We start from the raw sequence: 19,355 nt of genomic DNA on the forward strand, positions 1-19,355 counted from the left end.
CCTAACCCGCCCCCGGGATCACCGCCCCGGGGGCGGCCCAAGACCCTGACGCGCCCGTGGCGGGCCGCCAGCCAGCCCGGCGAGGAGCCCGCGATGACCCTGCATTCCCCTACCCCCGTTGCCGCCCAGGGGCGGTTTTCCCCGGGGTTCCAGTATACCGCCTCGGCGCTGGTGATCTTTCTGGCGCTGTTGGGCAGCCATCTTGCGACGCCGCTCTACCCGATCTGGCAGCGCAGCTTCGGGCTGTCGACCACCGACATCACGGTGATCTTCTCGTGCTATCCGCTCGGCGTCACGGCGGGGCTGCTTTATGGCGGGCGGATGGGCGACCAGTTCGGGCGCAAGCCGATGATCTATATCGGCATCCTCACCATCATGCTGTCGAGCCTGACCTATCTGGTCGCCAGCGGCATGGCCTATCTGATGGCCGCGCGCATCCTCAACGGCATCGCCATCGGGCTGATGAGCGGCCCCGCCGCCGCAGCACTGGTCGAACTGCACCCGACCGACGACCGGGGTGCCGCCTCGCGCATCGCGGCGATCGCGATGCTGGCCTCGCCCGCGGCGGGGCTGCTGCTGGCGACGCTGGTGGTGCATTTCGCGTCCGAGGAACTGGCGGTGATGCTGCCCTTCGCGCTGCAACTGGTGGGGCTGATGGCCTGTTTCCTGCTGGCGCTGACCTATGTGGAAACCATCCGGCCAGAGAACCGGCGCACCTTCGCCACCGTGTCCTGGCGCATCCAGACGCTGCACGTTCCGGCCGACATCCGCACCCCCTTCGTCTTTGCCACGGTGGTGGGCGTGCTGGTCTGGGCCGGCACGGGGCTGTGGCTGGCGCTCGGCCCGGTGCTGGTGGGGCAGGTGATCGGGTCGGGCAGCCGGCTGACGGGCGGGCTGGTGGTGGTGGCCTTTCTGGCGACCGCGGGGGTGGTGCAGCTTTTCGCCCGCCGCATGCCCTATATGCGCGCGCTGATGATCAGCTGCTACCTGACACCGCCGAGCCTGCTGCTGGTGCTGGCCACGCTGCACTGGCAATCAGCCTTCGGGCTCGGGGTCGGCGCGGTGCTGGCCGGCATCTCGCAGGGCCTCGGCTGGATGGGGGCGTCGGAACTGGTGAACCGCATCGCGCCCGCCGCCATCCGCGCCTCTGTGCTGTCGGTTCTATATATCGCGGGATATTTCGGCGCCGCGGTGCCGATCATCGCCACCGGGATCGTGGCCGATGCGATGGGCCTTTTCCCGGCGGTGACGATGCTGCTGGCGCTGTTCACGGCGGTGGCGGTGGCGATGATCGTGATGGGCCTGCGCTATCAGCGCACCGCCGCCTGGACCAAGGCCGGCGGCATCGGCTGATCCCTTTGCCCCGGGGGGATGGCGCCGGAGCCTCCGGCGGGGATATTTCCGTCACGGTGAAAGACGGGACGGTTCAGCCGGGGCGCCGCAGGCGCCCCCCTGTCCCCGGGGGGGAGGACAGACCCCGCAACCCGTGCCGCCTAGACGAAATCCGGGATGGCCCTATGCTGTCCTGCCCTGACGCCACCAACATCTGGAACCGACCATGACCATCAACGCCCCACATGGGCCGCTCACGGGCCTGAGGGTTCTCGAGATCGGCCATTTCATCGCCGCCCCCTTCTGCACCCGCATCCTGGGCGACATGGGCGCCGATGTGATCAAGATCGAACCGCCCGAGGGCGACCCCGTGCGCGGCTGGGGCGATCAGGTCAACGGCCATTCCGTCTGGTGGTCGCTGCACGGGCGCAACAAGCGGTCGGTGACGCTGAACCTCAAGGCCAAGGGCGCGGCGGCGCTGCTGCTGGACCTGATCCGGGAATGCGACGTGGTGGTGGAAAACTTCCGCCCCGGGCAACTGGCGCGCATGGGCCTCGGCGATGACGTGATGCGCGGCGTGCGGCCGGATCTGGTGATCTCGCATATCTCGGGCTACGGGCAGGACGGCCCCTATCGCGACCGCGCCGCCTTCGGCGTGATCGGCGAGGCGATCGGCGGCCTGCGCCACCTGTCGGACCACGCGCCGGGGACGACCGACCTGCCCCCCGTGCGGGTGGGGGTCAGCATCGGGGATTCGCTGGCCGGGCTCTATGCCGCCTTCGGCATCGTCTCGGCGCTGTGGCAGCGCGACCGGGCGGGCGGCGACGGTGCGGGCCGCACGATGGACGTGGCGCTGACCGAGGCCGTGCTGTCGATGATGGAGGGCGTGCTGCCCGAATACGGCGCCTTCGGCAAGGTGCGCCAGCCCACCGGGTCGCGCATCCCCACCGCCGCGCCGTCCAGCGCGTACCCGACCGCGGACGGCAAATGGATGCTGATCGCGGCCAATTCGGCGCCGCTGTTCGACAAGCTGTCGAAACTGATCGGCCGCCCCGACCTGCCGCAGGACGACCGCTTCACCTCGAACCTGTTGCGGGTGAAGAACGTCGTGGCGCTGGACGAGCTGATCGCCGACTGGTCGCGCCAGTTGCCGGTGGCAGAGGTGGAACGGCTGCTGAAGGAACACGACATCCCCTCGACCCAGGTCTATACCGCGGCGGAAATCGCCAGCGATCCGCAGTTCCAGCACCGCAACATGGTGCGCCGGGTGGACGACCCGCTGATCGGCCAGCCGGTGCTGCATCAGGGCGTGGTGCCGCATGTGCCCGACAACCCCGGCACTATCCGCTGGACAGGCCCCGCCATCGGGCAGCATACCGACGAGGTGCTGGCCGAAATCGGGCGCAGCGCCGAGGATATCGCGAAACTGCGCAGCGAAGGGGTGATCTGATGGCCGAACATGTGGATATCGTCGAGGTCGGGCCGCGCGACGGCTTTCAGGGCATCGGCCCCTTCATCCCGACGGAACGCAAGATCGACTTCCTGCGCCGCCTTTACGCCACCGGCCTGCGGCGGATCGAGATCGGGTCCATCGTCTCGCCCGCAGCACTGCCGCAACTGGCCGACACGCCCGACCTGCTGGCCGCCTGTGCCGATCTGCCGGGGATCGTGCCGCAGATCCTCGTGCCCACGGAAAAGCACGGGCTGAAGGCGTTGCAGGCGGGGTCGGATTTCCTTGCCTTCGTGCTGTCGGTGTCGGAATCGCACAACCGCAACAACGTGCGCCGCGCGCCGATGGACTCGGCGGCGGAATACGGCCGTCTGTGTGCCGCGATGCCCGAAGGGGCGGACATGCGGCTGAACATCGCCACGGCGTTCGACTGCCCCTTCGACGGGCGGGTGGCAGAGGATGACGTGATCGCGCTCTTGGACGTTCTGGTGCCGATGCGCCCGGGGGCAGAGGTCTGCCTGTGCGACACCACCGGCCGGGCGGCGCCCGACCATGTGATGTCGCTCTTCCGCCGGGCGATGGCGCGCTATCCGCAGGTCACGCGGTGGGCGCTGCATGCGCATGACACCTATGGGCTGGGTCTGGCGAACGTGCATGCGGCATGGCTCTGCGGCATCCGGGTGTTCGATGCATCCTTCGCCGGGCTCGGCGGCTGCCCCTTCGCGCCCGGGGCCACCGGCAATGTGGCGACCGAGGATCTGGTCTGGATGTTCGACCGCATGGGCGTGCATTCGGGCATCGACCTTGGCGCGCTGGTCCCCGTGGCCTGCGACGGGGCGGTGATCCCCGGCGGGCTGTCGGGCGGGCGCGTGCGCGCGGCGCTGACCGCGAAGGGCTGAGGCGGGACCGGCATTCACACACCGGTTTGGCCGGGCGGGATCAGGAAACGCACCGCGTTTCCCCCGCCCGTCGCGCAAGGGTGCCGTGAAAATCCGTGATCACAGGAAACCCGGCCAGGCCAGCGCCTGCCCCAGCGGGCGAGAAGCGCCCGCCATGGGCGGGGCGGGCGCTGGCCGGGGGCTTGGGGCCCCCGGCCGGGGCAACGCTATCTGCATCGCGATGGCGAAGGCACGCGCCTTCGCCAGCCGAACGGCAGGGATGAACGTCAATCGCCCCCCGGCGGGCAAGAAAAGACCCCGGCCCGCAGGGACCGGGGTCTTTCGCATCACCGCCGCAAAGGCGGTCAGATCGCTATGACGATCTTGCCGAAATGCGCCCCCGCCCGCAGATGGGCATAGGCGGCGGCGGCCTCCTCGAACGGGAACACCCGGTCGATCACCGGGCGCAGTTCGTGCAGCGCCAGCGCGCGGTTCATGTCGCGGAACATGGCGCAGCTGCCGACCGTCAGGCCCTGCAACCGGATGCTCTTGCCGATGACGGCGCGCGGGTTCACCTCTGCCCCGCCGCCGACGAAGCCGATGCTGACGATGGTGCCGCCCACCCGCACCGCGCGGAACGACCGTTCCAGCGTGCCCGGCCCGCCGACCTCGATCACCACATCGGCGCCGCGGCCCCCGGTCAGGTCCATCACCGGGCGGTCCCAGTCGGGTTCGGCCTTGTAGTCGATCACCGCATCCGCGCCCATCTCCGTCACCCGCGCACGCTTCGCCGCGTCGCCCGAGGTCTGGATCACCCGCGCGCCCATGATGCGGGCGAATTGCAGCGCGAACATCGACACGCCGCCGGTGCCCTGCAACAGCACCGTATCGCCGGGGCGGACATTCGCGACGACCGACAGCGCATGCCAGGCCGTCAGCGCGGCGCAGGGCAGGGTCGCGGCCTCTTCCCAGGTCAGGTAATCGGGGATCGGGATCGCGGCATGGGCGGGCAGGACGACATATTCGGCCAGCATCCCCTCCATGTTCGCCCCGAGCGAGCGGACGCGCGCCCCCGCGGTGATCGGCCCGTCCACCCAGTCGGGATAGAAGGCGCCCGCCACCCGGTCGCCCGCCTTCAGCCCGGTCACGCCGGGGCCGACCTCCGCCACCTCGCCCGCGCCGTCCGACAGCGGGATCACCCGTTCCAGCGTCGCGCCATAGACGTTCTGCGCCACCAGCAGGTCGCGATAGTTGAGCGAGGCCGCCCGCACCCGCACCAGCACCTCGCCCTGCCCCGGCACGGGGCGGGGCAGGTCCACCCGGTGCAGCGCGCCATCGGCGGCCACCGGGCTGATCTGACAAGCTTTCATCCTTTGCTCCACGTTCAGGGGACCAGCACGATCTTGCCGAAATGCGCATTCACCCGCATGTGGTCATGCGCGGCGATGGCATCGGCCAGGGCAAAGCTGCGGTCCGTCGGCAGGCGCAGAAGGCCCGCCAGCAGATCATCCCACAGATCGGCCTTCATCTTCTCGACGATCGCGCGCACCTCTTCGGGGCTGCGGGTGCGGAAGGTCACGCCGATATAGTCGAGCCGCTTGGCCGCGTGCAGGTCGAAGTCGAATTCCGCCACCGCGCCGCCAAGCCGGCCCACGTTGACCATCCGCCCCCGCACCGCCGCCATCCGCATGGATCCGTTGACCGAGGCGCCCGACACCATGTCCACGACCAGTTCGACCCCCTTGCCGCCCGTGGCGTCCAGCACCACGCGCTCCAGATCCCCCGATGCGGGGTCGAGCGCATGGGTCGCGCCGAATTCGGTCAGCCGCACACGCTTGGCCGCGTTGCCGGATGTGCCCGCGATCATCCGCGCACCGCGAAGGGCGGCGATCTGCATCGACATCAGGCCCACGGCGGAACTGGCGCCCTGCACCAGCACCGCATCGCCCTTGGCGAGCCGCCCGTTCGTCACCACCGCGTCATGCGCCGTCATCAGCACCAAGGGCAGCACCGCCGCCTGTTGCAGGTCGAACCCCGCATCCCCGAGCGCGATGGTGCGCCCGGCATCGGCCACGGCATATTCGGCATAGCCGCCGGTGCCCGAACACATCACCCGGTCGCCGACGCGCAACCCGGTCACGCCCTGCCCCAGTTCGGCGACCTCGCCGGCCCATTCCATGCCGATGGGCCTGCCGAGCGAGCCCTTGGTGGCCACCCCCGCGCCCTTGGCGGCGTTGAGATCGGCGCGGTTCATCCCCGCCGCCGCGACCTTGACCAGCACCTGCCCCGGCCCCGGCGCGGGGCGGGGGACCTCGGCGATGCGCAGCCCGTTTTCGCTGGACACGCCAGCCTTCATCAGTTCCGTCATGTCCAGCCTCCTTCGCTTGCCGGCCCGCCTCAGCGCAGGTAGAGCCCGCCGTTCACGTCGATCGTCGCGCCGGTGACATAGCCGCCCTCGACCGAGGCGAGGAAGGCCGCCGCCCCGGCGATTTCCGACGGCTCGCCCACCCGGCGCAGCGGGATGGAGTCGATGGCGTTGTATTTGGCCCCGCCGGCGCTGGCCGGGGTCGCGGCGGCCAGCATCTGGGTGTCGATGGGGCCGGGGGCGATGCTGTTCACGGTGATGCCGTAGCGCGCCAGATCACGGGCGGCGTATTTCGTCAGGCCCAGAACCGCGGCCTTGGCCGCCGAATAGGCCCCGCCGGACTGCAAGCCGCCCGCCTGCGCCGCCAGCGACGAGGTGGTGATGATCCGGCCATGTTCCACCGGCTTTTCCTTGCGGTGGCGCGCCATTTCCCGGATGACGAGGAAGGTGCCCCGGCCGTTCACGGCGTTCACCCGTTCCCATTCGTCCAGCGTCGATTCCGCGATGCCGATGCCCTTGGCAAGGCCGCCCTCGCCGACCATGCCGGCATAATGCGCCACCACCGCGATGGGGCCGACTTCCTTTTCCACCCTGGCGAAGGCGGCGGCGACCGATGCCTCGTCGGCCACGTTCATCTGCACGCCGCGGTGGCCCTTGCCGGGCAGTTTCGCCGCGGTCTCGTCGGCCAGCTTGCCGTCGAGTTCGGCGATGACCACGGTCATGCCGTCCTTGACGAAGCGTTCGGCGGTGGCGAAGCCAAGGCCCCCGGCCCCGCCGGTAATGAGTGCGATGCGCATCTGGTTCTTCCTTTCGTTATGTTCAAACCGGCTGGGATGCTTCCCAGGCGGCCACCATTTCCTCGCTGACATAGGTCGAGGCGGTCTGCCCCCCGTCCACCGCCAGCACCTGCCCGGTCACGAACCGCGCGTCATCCGAGGCGAGAAACGCCACCGCAGCGCCGATATCCTCCGGCGCGCCGGTCATGCCGAGCGGCATCGTGCCGAGGATCGTGGCGCGGAACCGCGGCGTATCCAGCCGCGCCGCCGTCAGGGGCGTGGCGATGATGCCGGGGGCGACGGCGTTCACGCGGATGCCCTCGGGGCCATAATCCGCCGCCATGTTGCGCGTCAGCGCCACCACGCCCGCCTTGGCCGCCGCATAGGCCGCGAACCGCCGATACCCCGACAGCCCCACCGAAGAGGCGATGTTGACGATGGCCCCGCGCGTGCGCCGCAGTTCGGGCAGCGCGTCGCGCGACAGCCGGAAGGTCACGCGCAGGTTGAGGTTCAGGAAATGGTCGAACATCGCATCCGTGGTTTCATGCACCGGCGGCGCATTGCCCACGCCCACGTTGTTGACCACGATATCGACCTTGCCGAAGGCGTCGCGGCAGGCGGCCACCGCCGCCTCGGTCGCGTCCTCTGCGGTCAGGTCCTGCGCCAGCGTCCGCAGCCGTTCCTGCGCCGGCAGCCCGGCCAGGGCCTCGGCGTTGCGGTCCACCGCCAGCACCAGCGCGCCCTCTGCCAGAAGCCGTTCGACGATGCCCCGCCCGATGCCCTGCGCCCCGCCGGTGACGATGGCCGCGCGGCCCTGCAACCCCCTCATCATCCCTCTCCTCAGCCCCGCCGCGCCATCCATTCGGCGGCATGGTCGGTGCCGATCACCACGTTCTGGTTGTCGAACATCAGGATGCGGGTGGCGTCCATGTCGATGAACTGCCGCTCGTCCTCGATCACCAGCTGCTTGAAATCCTCCAGCCCGTGCGCCTCCTGCCGGGCCTCCAGGCTGTCCCACCAGCTTTCCGAAAACCCGTCGTAGTCGAGCGCGCCGACACCCGGAAACCCCGTGCCGGGCGTCAGGTGGTGTTGCAGGTAGCGGCGCATGTAGGTCGAGATCACCGGGTGGTTGCGGATCAGGGGCCCGTGCACATCGCGCCAGTGGCGCGAGAATTCGGCATGGCTCAGCCCCGGTTTGCGCTTGTAGAATCCCAGCACGATCAGCATCCGGCGCCCTCCCTGGCCTTCGGTCGGGGCGGATCGTCGCCCGCCCCCTGCCCTTGCGTTATCCCCGCGCTTGGGGACAGGGGGTCAGGAAAAATGCTGCCCGCCGTTCACGTCGATCACCACCCCGGTCATGTAGGTGCAGCCCTGCGAACACAGGAACGCCATCGGCCAGCCGATTTCCGCAGGCTCGCCAAAGCGGCGGGTGGGCAGGCGGTCGAAGTCGAAGGGCTGGCCCGACGCGCGCGTCATCGGCGTGTTGATCGGCCCCGGGGCGACGGCATTGACCACCACGCCATGGGCCGCCGACTGCCGCGCGAAATAGCGCACCAGCGCCTGCAATGCCCCCTTGGAGGCGACATAGGCCGGTTCCGTCGCCAGCGTGGTGCCCGCGTTCCGCCCGGCCAGCGAGGTCGTCAGCGCGATGCGCCCCCATCCCTGCTTCATCATCCGCGGCAGCACCGCGCGCATCAGGTTGACCGGGCCCTTGACGTTCACGTCCATCGTGCGGTCCAGCAGGGCATCCCAGCCCTCGCCGCCCGCCAGCCAGTCGCCGCCCGCATAGATCCCCGCGACATCGGCCAGCGCGTCCAGCGTTCCCAGCCCCGCCACCAGCGCGTCGACCGCCGCCGCATCGGTGCTGTCGAGCGCGTGGGCCCGCACCGTGGCGCCCGCCGCCGCCAGTTCGTCGGCCAGCGCCTGCGGCGCCTTCAGGTCCACCAGCACCAGATCGCCGCCCATCGCCGCGCAGGCCCGCGCCGTGGCGCCGCCCAACGTGCCGCCCGCGCCGGTGATCAGCACCCGCTGGCCGGTCAGGTCAAAACCCTTGTTCATCGCGGCCCCCTATGCCTCGATCGGCGGCAGCTGTTCGCGCAGTTCGCGCTTGAGCACCTTGCCGTAGTTGCTCTTGGGCAGGCTCTCGGCGAAGATGTATTTCTTCGGCCGCTTGAAGCGCGCGATATGGGCGTTGCAATGGGCGTCCAGATCCGCCGGTTCCACCGCCGCGCCGGGTTCGGGCACCACCACGGCCACCACGATCTCGCCCCATTCGGCATGTTTCTGGCCGACGATGCAGACCTCTGCCACCCCGGGATGTTTCAGCAGCGCCTCTTCCACCTCGCGCGGGTAGATGTTCGTGCCGCCCGAAATGATCACGTCCTTGGAACGGTCGCGCAGCGTCAGGCAGCCGCGTTCGTCCATGGACCCCATGTCGCCGGTATAAAGCCAACCGCCGCGCAGCGCCTCGGCGGTGGCCTTGGGGTTGTTCCAGTAGCCGCCCATCACCACGTCGCCGCGGCAGATGACCTCGCCCACCTCGCCCGGCGGCAGCGGCGTACCGTCGGGATCGACCACCGCCACCTGCACGCCCGAGCGCGGATAGCCGACCGAGCCGAGCAGCGCATCGTCCGCCCCCTCATAGTCGCGCCGGCGCAGGCCGGTGATGGTCATCGGCGCCTCGCCCTGGCCGAAGATCTGCACGAACACATTGCCAAAGATCTTCAGCGACTTGCGGATTTCCTCCAGATACATCGGTCCGCCGCCGTAGATGACGGTTTGCAGGTTCTGCGGCCGCCGGCCGGTGGTTTCGGCATGGACGCGCAGGCGCTGCACCATGGTGGGGGCGAAGAACACCGCGACGCCCGGGTGGATGCCGCAAAGATCCATGAACTCCTCGGGATCGAAGCCGCCCGATACCGGCACGACCTGCCGCGCGCCGCGCGCGACATAGGCGGGCATGTAAAGCCCCGATCCATGCGACATCGGCGCGGCATGCAGCAGGCTGTTGGTTTCATCCGCCGAATCCATGTCGGCCAGATGCGCCACCGTCATCGCCATCATGTTGCGGTGCGACAGCATCGCGCCCTTGGACCGCCCCGTGGTGCCCGAGGTGAAGAAGAGCCAGGCCAGCGCCTCGGGGTCCGAGGCGACATGGACCAGCGGCTCGGGCGCCAGAATCGCCTCGTGATCCGGGCTGCCCACCACCACCAGCCGGCAGGCCGCGGCGCCGCTGCCCGGCAGTTCGGGCGCCAGACCCCTGGCCAGCTTTGCGGATACGAAGGCGATCTCTGCCCCCGAATCCTCCAGGATCTGGACCGCCTCCTTGGGGTGCAGCTTGGCGTTGATCGGGGCAAAGACCATGCTACCCGCCCAGATGCCGAACATCAGTTCCACATACTGGGGGCAGTTCTCGGAAAAGACCGCGATCCGCGCGCCGGGCGCGCAGTCGCGCTGAAGGCCCGCCGCCAGCCGCAGGCTGCGCAGGCGCAGTTCGGCATAGGTGGCTACGCGGTCTGCCCCCAGGTAGACCGCGCCGTGGTCGGGAAACCGTGTGGCCGCCTGGTCCAGCAGGTGGAAGAGGTTCATCGGGGCATCTCCATATTCGGGCCGGCGGGGCGCGGGGCCCCGGCCGGAAATGTCAGTGGCGCAGCACCTGCGCGAAGGCATCGCGCAGCACCGCCTCGGGGTCGGCGGCCAGTTCGGTCGACCGCCAGGCGACGTGGTTGTCGGGGCGCACGAGGATCGCGCCGTCCTCGTTCACCTGCCGCAGGCCGGTCCAGGCGCGGTCGGCATCCGCATGGGTGCCGCCGTCGCCGATGCGGGCGATTTCCAGCGTCACGCCGCGTTCGGCCGCGATGCGCGCCGCCGCTTCCTCCCATGCGCCGCCGCGCGCCCCGGTGATGAGGACGAACCGCCCCCATCCCGCCAGATCGAGCGTGGACACCCGCTGCCCGTCCTTTTCCAGCCAGGCATGCGGCAGCCGGTGGCCGGGCCGGGTGACGGGGGTGTAGATCCCGCCCATCGGGTCGCGCACCGGGGCAAGCGTGCCGTCGGGCACGATGGCGCCGCCGCCCTGCGCATAGTCGAAGCCGAGTTCCAGATCATGCGCCTGCCATTCCATGCGCTGCACGTCCAGCACATGGCGCATGCGCGCGCGCCGGGTCCGGCCCTCGTCGGTTTCGGAAAAGAACATGGCGAAGTTCTTTTCGCTCGCGTCCTTGTCGCCGCGCACGAGGCCGATCACGGTATCGGTCAGGGCGTGGTTCTCGAACGTCATCAGCGCCCAGGACACGTTGCGCGCCGCCACCGGCCGGCGTTCGGCCTCGTAGCTGTCCAGCAAACCGTCGCTCGCCTGCCCCTTCACCACCGCAGCGAGCTTCCACGCAAGGTTATGCGCGTCCTGCACGGCGGAGTTCAGGCCAAGGCCCGTGGTCGGCGGGTGGCGGTGGGCGGAATCGCCCGCGAGGAACACCCGGCCGAAACGATAACGGTCGGCCAGCACGCCCTCGACCGTCCAGTGGCCGATGCCGATGATGTCGGGTTCCAGCCCCGGCAGCTTCATCAGGTCGCGCATCCGCGGCACCAGCGAGCTTTCGTCGAACCGCGCCGGGTCGTCGGGGCGGAAGCTGAAGTGGAACATCCATTCCTCGGAATGGCGGTCGAATTTCGTCGGGCCGAGCTTGCCCAGAACACCGCTGCTCCACGATCCGCCACCGGGGTTCACGAACCATGTCGTCATGGCATAGTCGTCGTCCCAGTATTTCGACAGGTCGGCGCGGAAATAGACCGTCACCATTTCCACCAGATTGCGCTTGCCGCGCAGTTCGCTGCCGACGATGGGGCCGATGGTGCGCCCGCCGTCGGCGGCGATCAGATAGTCGGCCTCGACGGTGAAATCCTCGCCCGTCTCGCGGTTGTGGATGGTGGCCGTGACCTTCTGGTCGTCCTGCACCATCGCCGTCAGTTCGTGGTTGAACAGCAGCCCCCCGGGATTGCGGGCCTGCGCCTGTTCGATCAGCAGGGGTTCCAGCCGCACCTGCGGATAGAGGTTGCTTTCACAGGGGCTGTCCTTGGCATAATGCGTCAGGCTGCCGCCGCCGAAACTGTCGATCGAAAAGAACTCGCGCCGGTCCAGCGGCCCGTCGCCCGCCAGCGTCGTGCACCAGCGGATGCGCGAGATATGCCTGAGCGGCATCGCCTTGGCATAGACGGTATCGGCGACCCCCAGTTGGCGAAAGACCTCCATCGTGCGCTGGTTGACATAGCGCGCCTTGGGCAGGCGGCCGGTCGTCGGGTGACGCTCGACCAGAAGCGACTTCACCCCCAGTTCCGACAGCGCGATGGAAGAGGTCAGGCCGCAGCCGCCGGCCCCGACGATCAGGACAGGAACGCGAATGGTGGTCATTGGTTACTCCGGTGTTCGGGTTCTTCTTGGGGGCTCAGGATTCCAGCAGCCCGCGCGCCTGCAACCAACTGCGTTGCAGGGTGACGGCCTCGGCCATCTTGTCGGGCTGGCCGGCGTAGTAATGGGTGGCCCCCTGGATCACGTGGAAAGTCTTGTCGCGGCTGGCCGCGGCGGCGAAAATGGCAGGCGTATGCGGCTGCGGGGCGGCGTCGTCGGCGCTGTTCTCGATGGCGAGGAAGGGCGCGTTGATCCGCTTGGCGCATTCGACGCCGTTGGCGCGGCTGTCCTGGTAGGACCATTGCGACAGCCACGACCGCAGCGTGGAAAACCGCCCCAGGGCGACCGGCCCGGTGTTCACCGTTTCGGGGTTGCCCATGTAGCACCAGCGCGGCTTGCGGTCGTTGGGATCCAGCGTCGGGTCGATGAAGCGCGGGTCGGCGAAGGTGCGGTGGGTGACGAAACCGCGTTCCAGCTCGCCGGTGTTGCGCTTCTTCAACATCTCCAGCGTGTCCCAGACCCAGGCCCGGATCCGGTCCACCCGCGCGCGTTGCTGGGCGCGGTAATGGGCGATGTAATCGGCCGAATAGGGCGGCTGGCTGGGATTCGCGGGGTCGTAGATGTCCAGTTCGCGGATGCGCGTGTCGGGGTCGAGTTCGTTCGTCACCGAGGGGTCGATGCTGTCCAGCAGCAGCTGCGCGCGCGAGATATGCGCGGCCTGGAAGATCAGCGCATCCGCCGGGATCAGCCCCGCGCCCTTCACGTTCACCGGATCGCCCGCGGGCGTATCCTCGATCGTGGGATTTTCCGCCTGGCTTTGATAGAACAGCGCCAGCGACCCGCCGCCCGACCAGCCGCAGATCACCACCTTCTCATAGCCCATGACCTCTTTCGCGTGCCGCACATAGGCGCCGAGGTCGAGCAGCACCTTTTCCATGATCAGCGCCGCGTCGTTCTTGGCATAGCGGCTGGCGGCGCACAGCACATGCGCCCCCGCCGCCACCATCGCGCGCGGCACCGGCAGCAGTTGCAGGGTCGAGGTCGGGTGCATGTAGATCGTCAGCGTGCGCGAAGGGACCCCCTTCGGGCGCATCAGGATGCCTTCCAGATTGACCGCGCCCTGGTTGCCGGCGAACCCGTAGGTTTCGGTAAACGCGGCCTTTTCCTCGTATTGCAGGTGAAGCCAGCTGAATTCGATCTCGTGGTTCGGCATGGTGGGTCTGTCCTGCACGGGGGCACCTCTGGTCGGCATTGTGCCGGGGCAGGACGTGACGGCACGTCCACACACCGGCGAATTCTCACCCTTTGGTGGCTAAAGGGGTTTGAGTGCGGGTGCTGTCCCTCTAAAGCGTTACATCACTGCTGGCGCGTGGGGGATACGAAGATGTTCAAGGACCGGCACGCCCCGGTCAAACCGGACATCGACCGAGTGGTGTATGGCTAGGCCGAAAAAGAACAGGGCAGCGGACGAGGCGATCGACTCGCAATTGCAGCGGTACCGCCTGCCGGAAAAGACATTCCTTCCCGAAAACTCCCTGCCGCATGCCTTTGCCGTGGTGTCGAACCGCGTCAGCCACATGATGCAGAAGATGTATTCGGAACGTTACGGGCTGACCGTGACGGGGTGGCGGCTGATCGCGATCCTGGGCACGCATGCGCCGCTGTCGGCCAAGGCGCTGGCCGACATGACCGCGCTCGACCAGGTGTCGATCAGCCGGGCGCTGGAACATCTGGGCGGCAAGCGGCTGGTGCTGCGCCGCACCGACCCGGCCGACCGCCGCCGGGCGCTCATCCGCCTCTCCAAACGCGGGGAAGAGGTGTATAACGAAATCGTCCCCGTGCTCTACGCCGCCGAACGGGCGCTGATCGCGGCCCTGTCGGACGAAGAGGTCGCCGTGATGCGGCGCGCCATGCGCATCCTGGTGGAACGTTCGGTCGAGGTGCTGCCCGACGATGCCAGCTGGCTCGACGTGCTGCTGGGTCACGGACTGGCCACCGCCCCGCCCGGCAACGGATCCGCCGGGGTGCTCCATGACGCCGCCGAACCGGGGGCAGAGCCGCCCGCGGGTGCGGTCCCAGACGCAGGGGACATACCCGGCGCGCAGCCGGGCTAAACAGGACAGAGTGGGGGAATCGTCTGCCCGCCCTTGAACGGTCCGCGGGACGCTTTACCTGCGGATCACCGGAACACATGAAGCGAGGAAACTCGAAATGGCTGATACTCTCGAAGCCCCGCGGCTGACCGGCCCCAAGAACCCGGGCCTGACCCCGACGATGCTGAACCACGCCGCCTGGGTGACGCATGACGTCGCGGCGACCTACGATTTCTACACCCGCATCATGGGGATGGAGATCGCCAGCACCGTCATCGACGACAAGGTCCCGTCCACCGGCGACGACTTTCCGTATTTCCACATCTTCTTCAAGATGCAGGACGGGTCCACCTTCGCCTTCTTCGAATCGCCCGGCCTGCCGCCGCCGGCGAAATCGACCCATCCGGCCTATGACGTGTTCAACCACATCGCGCTGGAGGTGTCGTCGCCCGCCGAGGTGATGAAATGGCACGAATGGCTGACCTCGAACGGCCTCGACGTGGTGGGGCCGACCGACCACAAGGGCATCATCCTGTCGATCTACTTCCACGACCCCAACGGCGTGCGCCTGGAAATCACCACGCCGCTGGACAAGGACTGGAACAACCACACCGAACACGCGAAGGAAGACTTCCGCATGTGGGTGGAGGCCAAGGAAAAGGCCAAGGCCGAGGGCCGGGATCTGGTCCAGGCGATGATCCAGCTGGCCCAGGACGTCCGCAAGCGGTACGAACACTGATCTTCCACGGCGCGGGCCCGCAGGGGCCCGCGCCGCGGCCTTTCCGGCCCGCCCCCGGCAGACCTTCCGGCCCGGGCGGGCCTTTCCCTGAAAAACCCGGAGACTTTCCATGAGTGACTGGCTTGGCATTTCCGGCCGCGTGGCCGTCGTGACCGGCGGCGGCGGCGGCATCGGCCGCGCGATCTGCCAGACCCTGGCCGAAGCGGGCGCGCGCGTCGCGGTGCTGGACCTCGATGCCGAGGGCGCGGCCGAAACCGTGCGCCTGGTGAAGGAAAACGGCGGCGAGGCCATGGCCGTCAGCGCCGACATCACCAGCGAGGCCAGCGTCACCACCGCCCGCGACGCCATCGAGGCCGCGTTCGGCCCGGCGCAGATCCTGGTCAACAATGCGGCCCTGGTGCGCAACGGCGCGCTCAAGGACCTGTCGCTGGCCGACTGGAACGCGGTGATCACCGTGAACCTGACCGGCTTCTTCGTCTGTAGCCAGGTGTTCGGGCGGCGGATGATGGAACAGGGCGGCGGCAGCATCGTGCACGTCTCCTCGGTCGCCGGCGTCGTGCCGCAGCCGACCTCGGGCGCCTATTCGGTGTCCAAGGCCGGGGTGATGATGCTGTCCAAGAACATCGCGATGGAATGGGGCCCCTCGGGCATCCGGTCCAACGTCGTCAGCCCGGCGATGGTGATGACGCCCATGTCCGCCGTGATCTACCGCGATCCCGCGGTCAAGGAACGGCGCGAGAAATCGGTGCCCATGCGCCGCATCGGCCAGCCGCAGGACATCGCCGATGCGATCTGCTTCCTGGCCTCGGACCGTGCGACCTATATCTCGGGCCAGGAAATCACCTGCGACGGCGGTTGGGGCACCACGCTTCTGGCCACCGTGCCGCGCCCCGGCTTCGACCAGCCGGCGAACTGACCCGACGACCGACAGCGAGGAACCACAGATGCCCAGACCCAAGTCCACCAAGACCATCGAGGAACGGCTCGACCAGATCGAGGACTATATCGAGATCATGCAGCTGCTGTGCGCCTACGGGCCGGCGGCGGATGCCACCAACTGGGATCTGATCACCAAGATCTGGGCCGAGGACAGCACCTATGAAATCGGCGGCATCGGCACGTTCGAGGGCCACGAGGGGCTGAAGCAGGCGTTCTACGGCGATTTCCACCAGGGCCTGATGCAGTCGGGTTCGGGCCATGTGTCGTCGATGCCGCATGTGGTGATCGACGGCGACCGCGCCTCGGCCACGCATCACGGCACGCTCTACAAGCAGATCGACGGCAAGTTCCCGGTGATCCGGCTGGTGGCCTCGCGGTGGGAACTGGAACGGCGCGACGGCGCCTGGGTGGTGATCAAGCGCACCAACGAGGTGCTGCAGGAAAACCCCCGCGCGCGCGACCTGCTGTCGCGCGTCTGCGAGGGCCCGGCCGCGTCGGCCTGAACCGGCGCCCCGACCTACCCCCCTGCCCCGGCTTTGCGGCCGGGGCTTTTTGCTGCATGGGCGTCGGGGCGAAGGCCCCGAGCCTGTGTCGCCTGCCCCTGATGGCACCGCTCATCCCGTTCGGGCAGCGATGACGTGAGAGACGGAGATGCCGGGAAACCCGGATAGGCCAGCGCCCGCCCCGTCCATGGCGAAGGCACGCGCCTTCGCCAACAGAGCGGGGGGCTGAAAGGCGATCCATCTCTGGCAGAGGTACATCCCGCATCGCTTCCGTCCGCGCGAACACCGCCCGCATCGGCGCCCCTGTCCGCCCCCGCCCCGGCGCGCGCCGTTGCCTCCGCCCCCGATCCGCGCCACGATGCGCCGCCCTGCCCCGACCGGACCGCCCCATGATCGCCATCGCCACCTATGCCGCCGCCGCACTTGCCGAAATCGCCGGCTGTTTCGCCGTCTGGGCCTGGTGGCGGGGCGGGGCCTCGGCCATGTGGCTGCTGCCGGGGATGGCGTCGCTGGCGGCCTTCGGCTGGCTGCTCGCGCTCTCGCCCGCCGAATTCGCGGGCCGCGCCTATGCCGCCTATGGCGGGGTCTATGTCGCGGCCTCGCTGGTCTGGCTCTGGGCGGTCGAGGGCGCGCGGCCCGACCGCTGGGATCTTGCCGGCGCGGCTCTGGTCCTTGCCGGGGCCGGGGTCATCCTCTTTGCCCCGCGCGGGGCCTGAGCCGATTTTTTTCCACCGAATCCGGGACCTGTCCCTCGTGGAGGGGATGGGTTTTCACGCCCCGGCTGGCAGCTTGCAGACATAGACATGCGCATGGCGAAGCAGCGGCGAACTAATCTTGCGCAAGCAGGATCGCCGCCGCCCCGCCGCCTTCCCCGAGGAGCAGGATGTGAGCGACAGCTGGATCAGCAGCAGAACCGAGAATGGCGTGGGCGTCATCGCCCTCGACCGGCCAGAGGTGCTGAACGCCCTTTCCCCCGGCATGGTGACGGCCTTCAGCGCCGCGCTTCATGCCATGACCGAACCCGGCAGCGGCGTGCGCGCCCTTGTCGTCACCGGCGCGGGCCGGGCCTTCTGTTCGGGCGCGAGCCTGTCCGAGGGCGACGGCAACGCCGTCACCACGACGCGCGCCCAAGGCGTGCTGCAACAGGTCTACCACCCGTTCCTGCGCGCGCTGCGCGACTGCCCCGTTCCGGTCGTCACCGCGGTGAACGGCCCCGCCGTCGGCGCGGGGATGAGCGTGGCGCTGATGGGCGACATCATCACCTGCGCGCGTTCCGCCTATTTCCTGCAGGCCTTCCGCCGCATCGGCCTCGTGCCCGACTGCGGGTCGAGCTGGCTTCTGCCCCGTCTGGTCGGTCAGGCGCGGGCGCGGGAACTGTCGCTTCTGGGCGAAAAGCTGTCGGCGGAAACCGCGCTGGAATGGGGTCTGGTGAACCGCGTCTATGACGACGCCACCTTCATGGACGACACCATGGCGCTGGCGCGGCAGCTTGCCGACGGGCCGGTGCGCGCGCTCGGCCGGATCCGGCGGCTTTACTGGCAAAGCCCGGTGAACGGGTTCGAGGACCAGCTGAACCTCGAGGACGAACTGCAATTCGCCGCGACCTTCGACCCCGAGGCCGCCGAAGGCGTCGCCGCCTTCCGCGAAAAGCGGCCCGCGGATTTCCGCAAGGTCTGACGCGGCACCCAACCCTGGAGAACGATGTGAGCATCAACGGAAAGGCGTATATCGTCGGCGCCTATGAACATCCCACGCGCAAGGCGGTGGGCTATACCCTGCCGCAACTGCATGCGGAAATGTGCGCGGGCGCGCTGGCGGACGCCGGGCTGACGATGGCCGATGTCGACGGGTTCTTCTGCGCGTCCGACGCGCCGGGGCTCGGCGGGATGAACATGGCGGAATATCTGGGGCTGTCGAAGCTGGCCTATGTCGACAACACCGATACCGGCGGGTCGTCCTATGTGCTGGCGGTGGACCATGCCGCGCAGGCCATCGCGGCCGGCAAGTGCAAGGTGGCGCTGATCACGCTGGCCGGCATGCCGCGCGTGGGCGTGCACCCCAAGGGCGAGGGGGCGTTCTTCGACGACCCCGTCACCCCGGACGTGCCCTATGAACTGCCCTACCGGCACACGATCGCCAATATCTACGCCATGTGCGCGCGCCGCCACATGCATGAATTCGGCACCACCAGCGAACAGCTGGCCTGGGTCAAGGTCGCGGCCTCGCACCACGCGCAGCACAATCCGCAGGCGATGCTGCGCGATGTGGTGACGGTCGAGGATGTGGTGAATTCGCCCATGATCGCCGATCCGCTGCACCGGCTGGACTGCTGCGTGATCTCGGACGGCGGCGGTGCGCTGGTGGTGGTGGCGCCGGAAATCGCCCGCAGCCTGAAACGCCCGCTGATCAAGGTGCGCGGCGGCGGCACGGCGATCAAGCACATGAACGGCGGCAAGCACGACATGACCTTTTCGGGCGGCGTCTGGTCGGGCCCGCGCGCATTCGCCGAGGCGGGCGTGACGCCGAACGACATCAAATATGTCTCGATCTACGACAGCTTCACCATCACCGTGCTGATGACGCTGGAGGATCTGGGCTTTTGCGAAAAGGGCAAGGGCGGGGCCTTCGTTGCCGACGGCAACCTGATTTCGGGCGTGGGCCGGCTGCCCTTCAACACCGATGGCGGGGGCCTGTGTTCCAACCACCCCGGCAACCGCGGCGGCATGACCAAGGTGATCGAGGCCGTGCGCCAGTTGCGCGGCGAGGCGCATCCGGCGGTGCAGGTGAAGAACTGCGATCTGGCGCTGGCCCATGGCACGGGCGGCTATCTGGGCACCCGGCACGGGTCGGCCACGCTCATTCTGGAAAGGGTCTGA

The 19,355-nt window shown here is 68.7% G+C and carries 19 protein-coding genes; 10 read left to right on the forward strand and 9 right to left on the reverse strand.

What is annotated here, in order from left to right; translation table 11 throughout:
* Positions 1 to 93 precede the first annotated feature (93 nt).
* From RGD00_RS01125 to RGD00_RS01135, 3 genes are all read left to right on the forward strand, one after another.
* Positions 94 to 1,353, forward strand: coding sequence for an MFS transporter (locus RGD00_RS01125; protein WP_310455263.1), 1,260 nt, complete (start codon positions 94 to 96; stop codon positions 1,351 to 1,353).
* Positions 1,354 to 1,558: 205 nt separating this feature from the next.
* Positions 1,559 to 2,782: a CaiB/BaiF CoA transferase family protein gene (locus RGD00_RS01130; RefSeq protein WP_310455264.1), complete on the forward strand. Its 1,224-nt coding sequence runs from the start codon at positions 1,559 to 1,561 to the stop codon at positions 2,780 to 2,782.
* Entirely contained in the window at positions 2,782 to 3,681 is a 900-nt protein-coding gene (locus tag RGD00_RS01135; protein ID WP_310455265.1) for a hydroxymethylglutaryl-CoA lyase, read from the forward strand. The genes RGD00_RS01130 and RGD00_RS01135 overlap by 1 nt, the downstream gene beginning before the upstream one ends.
* Positions 3,682 to 4,025: 344 nt before the next feature.
* On the opposite strand, the gene RGD00_RS01140 is transcribed toward RGD00_RS01135, so the two are convergent.
* The 9 genes from RGD00_RS01140 to RGD00_RS01180 all read right to left on the reverse strand — a co-directional run bounded on the left by RGD00_RS01140 (position 4,026) and on the right by RGD00_RS01180 (position 13,436).
* On the reverse strand, positions 4,026 to 5,030 hold the full coding sequence (locus tag RGD00_RS01140) for a zinc-dependent alcohol dehydrogenase family protein (protein WP_310455266.1): 1,005 nt from the start codon (positions 5,028 to 5,030) through the stop codon (positions 4,026 to 4,028).
* A 14-nt stretch (positions 5,031 to 5,044) separates the two neighbouring features.
* Positions 5,045 to 6,028 (reverse strand): zinc-binding dehydrogenase, encoded by a 984-nt coding sequence (locus RGD00_RS01145; RefSeq protein WP_310455267.1) that lies wholly within the window; start codon positions 6,026 to 6,028, stop codon positions 5,045 to 5,047.
* Between the two features lie 29 nt (positions 6,029 to 6,057).
* Positions 6,058 to 6,822 carry an SDR family NAD(P)-dependent oxidoreductase gene (locus RGD00_RS01150; RefSeq protein ID WP_310455268.1) on the reverse strand — a complete coding sequence of 255 codons (765 nt, stop codon included), beginning with the start codon at positions 6,820 to 6,822 and terminating at the stop codon, positions 6,058 to 6,060.
* 22 nt (positions 6,823 to 6,844) lie between these two features.
* Entirely contained in the window at positions 6,845 to 7,630 is a 786-nt protein-coding gene (locus RGD00_RS01155) for an SDR family NAD(P)-dependent oxidoreductase (protein ID WP_310455269.1), read from the reverse strand.
* 11 nt (positions 7,631 to 7,641) lie between these two features.
* Positions 7,642 to 8,028 carry an EthD domain-containing protein gene (locus RGD00_RS01160; protein ID WP_310455270.1) on the reverse strand — a complete coding sequence of 129 codons (387 nt, stop codon included), beginning with the start codon at positions 8,026 to 8,028 and terminating at the stop codon, positions 7,642 to 7,644.
* An 84-nt stretch (positions 8,029 to 8,112) separates the two neighbouring features.
* Positions 8,113 to 8,859 (reverse strand): SDR family NAD(P)-dependent oxidoreductase, encoded by a 747-nt coding sequence (locus RGD00_RS01165; RefSeq protein ID WP_310455271.1) that lies wholly within the window; start codon positions 8,857 to 8,859, stop codon positions 8,113 to 8,115.
* A 9-nt stretch (positions 8,860 to 8,868) separates the two neighbouring features.
* A complete protein-coding gene (locus RGD00_RS01170) occupies positions 8,869 to 10,389 on the reverse strand; it encodes an AMP-binding protein (protein WP_310455272.1) in 1,521 nt (506 codons plus the stop codon).
* A gap of 52 nt (positions 10,390 to 10,441) precedes the next feature.
* A complete protein-coding gene (locus tag RGD00_RS01175; protein ID WP_310455273.1) occupies positions 10,442 to 12,208 on the reverse strand; it encodes an FAD-dependent monooxygenase in 1,767 nt (588 codons plus the stop codon).
* Between the two features lie 34 nt (positions 12,209 to 12,242).
* Entirely contained in the window at positions 12,243 to 13,436 is a 1,194-nt protein-coding gene (locus RGD00_RS01180) for an alpha/beta hydrolase (protein ID WP_310455274.1), read from the reverse strand.
* Positions 13,437 to 13,641: 205 nt separating this feature from the next.
* On the opposite strand from RGD00_RS01180, the gene RGD00_RS01185 reads away from it, so the two are divergent.
* The 7 genes from RGD00_RS01185 to RGD00_RS01215 all read left to right on the forward strand — a co-directional run bounded on the left by RGD00_RS01185 (position 13,642) and on the right by RGD00_RS01215 (position 19,355).
* On the forward strand, positions 13,642 to 14,319 hold the full coding sequence (locus tag RGD00_RS01185; RefSeq protein WP_310455275.1) for a MarR family winged helix-turn-helix transcriptional regulator: 678 nt from the start codon (positions 13,642 to 13,644) through the stop codon (positions 14,317 to 14,319).
* Between the two features lie 97 nt (positions 14,320 to 14,416).
* Positions 14,417 to 15,037: a VOC family protein gene (locus RGD00_RS01190; protein WP_310455276.1), complete on the forward strand. Its 621-nt coding sequence runs from the start codon at positions 14,417 to 14,419 to the stop codon at positions 15,035 to 15,037.
* Between the two features lie 109 nt (positions 15,038 to 15,146).
* A complete protein-coding gene (locus tag RGD00_RS01195; protein WP_310455277.1) occupies positions 15,147 to 15,953 on the forward strand; it encodes an SDR family NAD(P)-dependent oxidoreductase in 807 nt (268 codons plus the stop codon).
* Between the two features lie 28 nt (positions 15,954 to 15,981).
* Positions 15,982 to 16,479: a nuclear transport factor 2 family protein gene (locus RGD00_RS01200; RefSeq protein ID WP_310455279.1), complete on the forward strand. Its 498-nt coding sequence runs from the start codon at positions 15,982 to 15,984 to the stop codon at positions 16,477 to 16,479.
* Positions 16,480 to 16,868: 389 nt separating this feature from the next.
* Positions 16,869 to 17,195 carry a YnfA family protein gene (locus RGD00_RS01205; RefSeq protein WP_310455281.1) on the forward strand — a complete coding sequence of 109 codons (327 nt, stop codon included), beginning with the start codon at positions 16,869 to 16,871 and terminating at the stop codon, positions 17,193 to 17,195.
* Positions 17,196 to 17,313: 118 nt separating this feature from the next.
* Entirely contained in the window at positions 17,314 to 18,156 is an 843-nt protein-coding gene (locus tag RGD00_RS01210) for an enoyl-CoA hydratase/isomerase (RefSeq protein ID WP_310455282.1), read from the forward strand.
* Positions 18,157 to 18,182: 26 nt separating this feature from the next.
* Complete coding sequence (locus RGD00_RS01215; RefSeq protein ID WP_310455283.1) at positions 18,183 to 19,355, forward strand: thiolase domain-containing protein; 1,173 nt, start codon at positions 18,183 to 18,185, stop codon at positions 19,353 to 19,355.

Origin of the sequence: Ruixingdingia sedimenti (assembly GCF_031432425.1) — a bacterium.
Taxonomy (GTDB): Bacteria; Pseudomonadota; Alphaproteobacteria; order Rhodobacterales; family Rhodobacteraceae; genus Ruixingdingia; species Ruixingdingia sedimenti.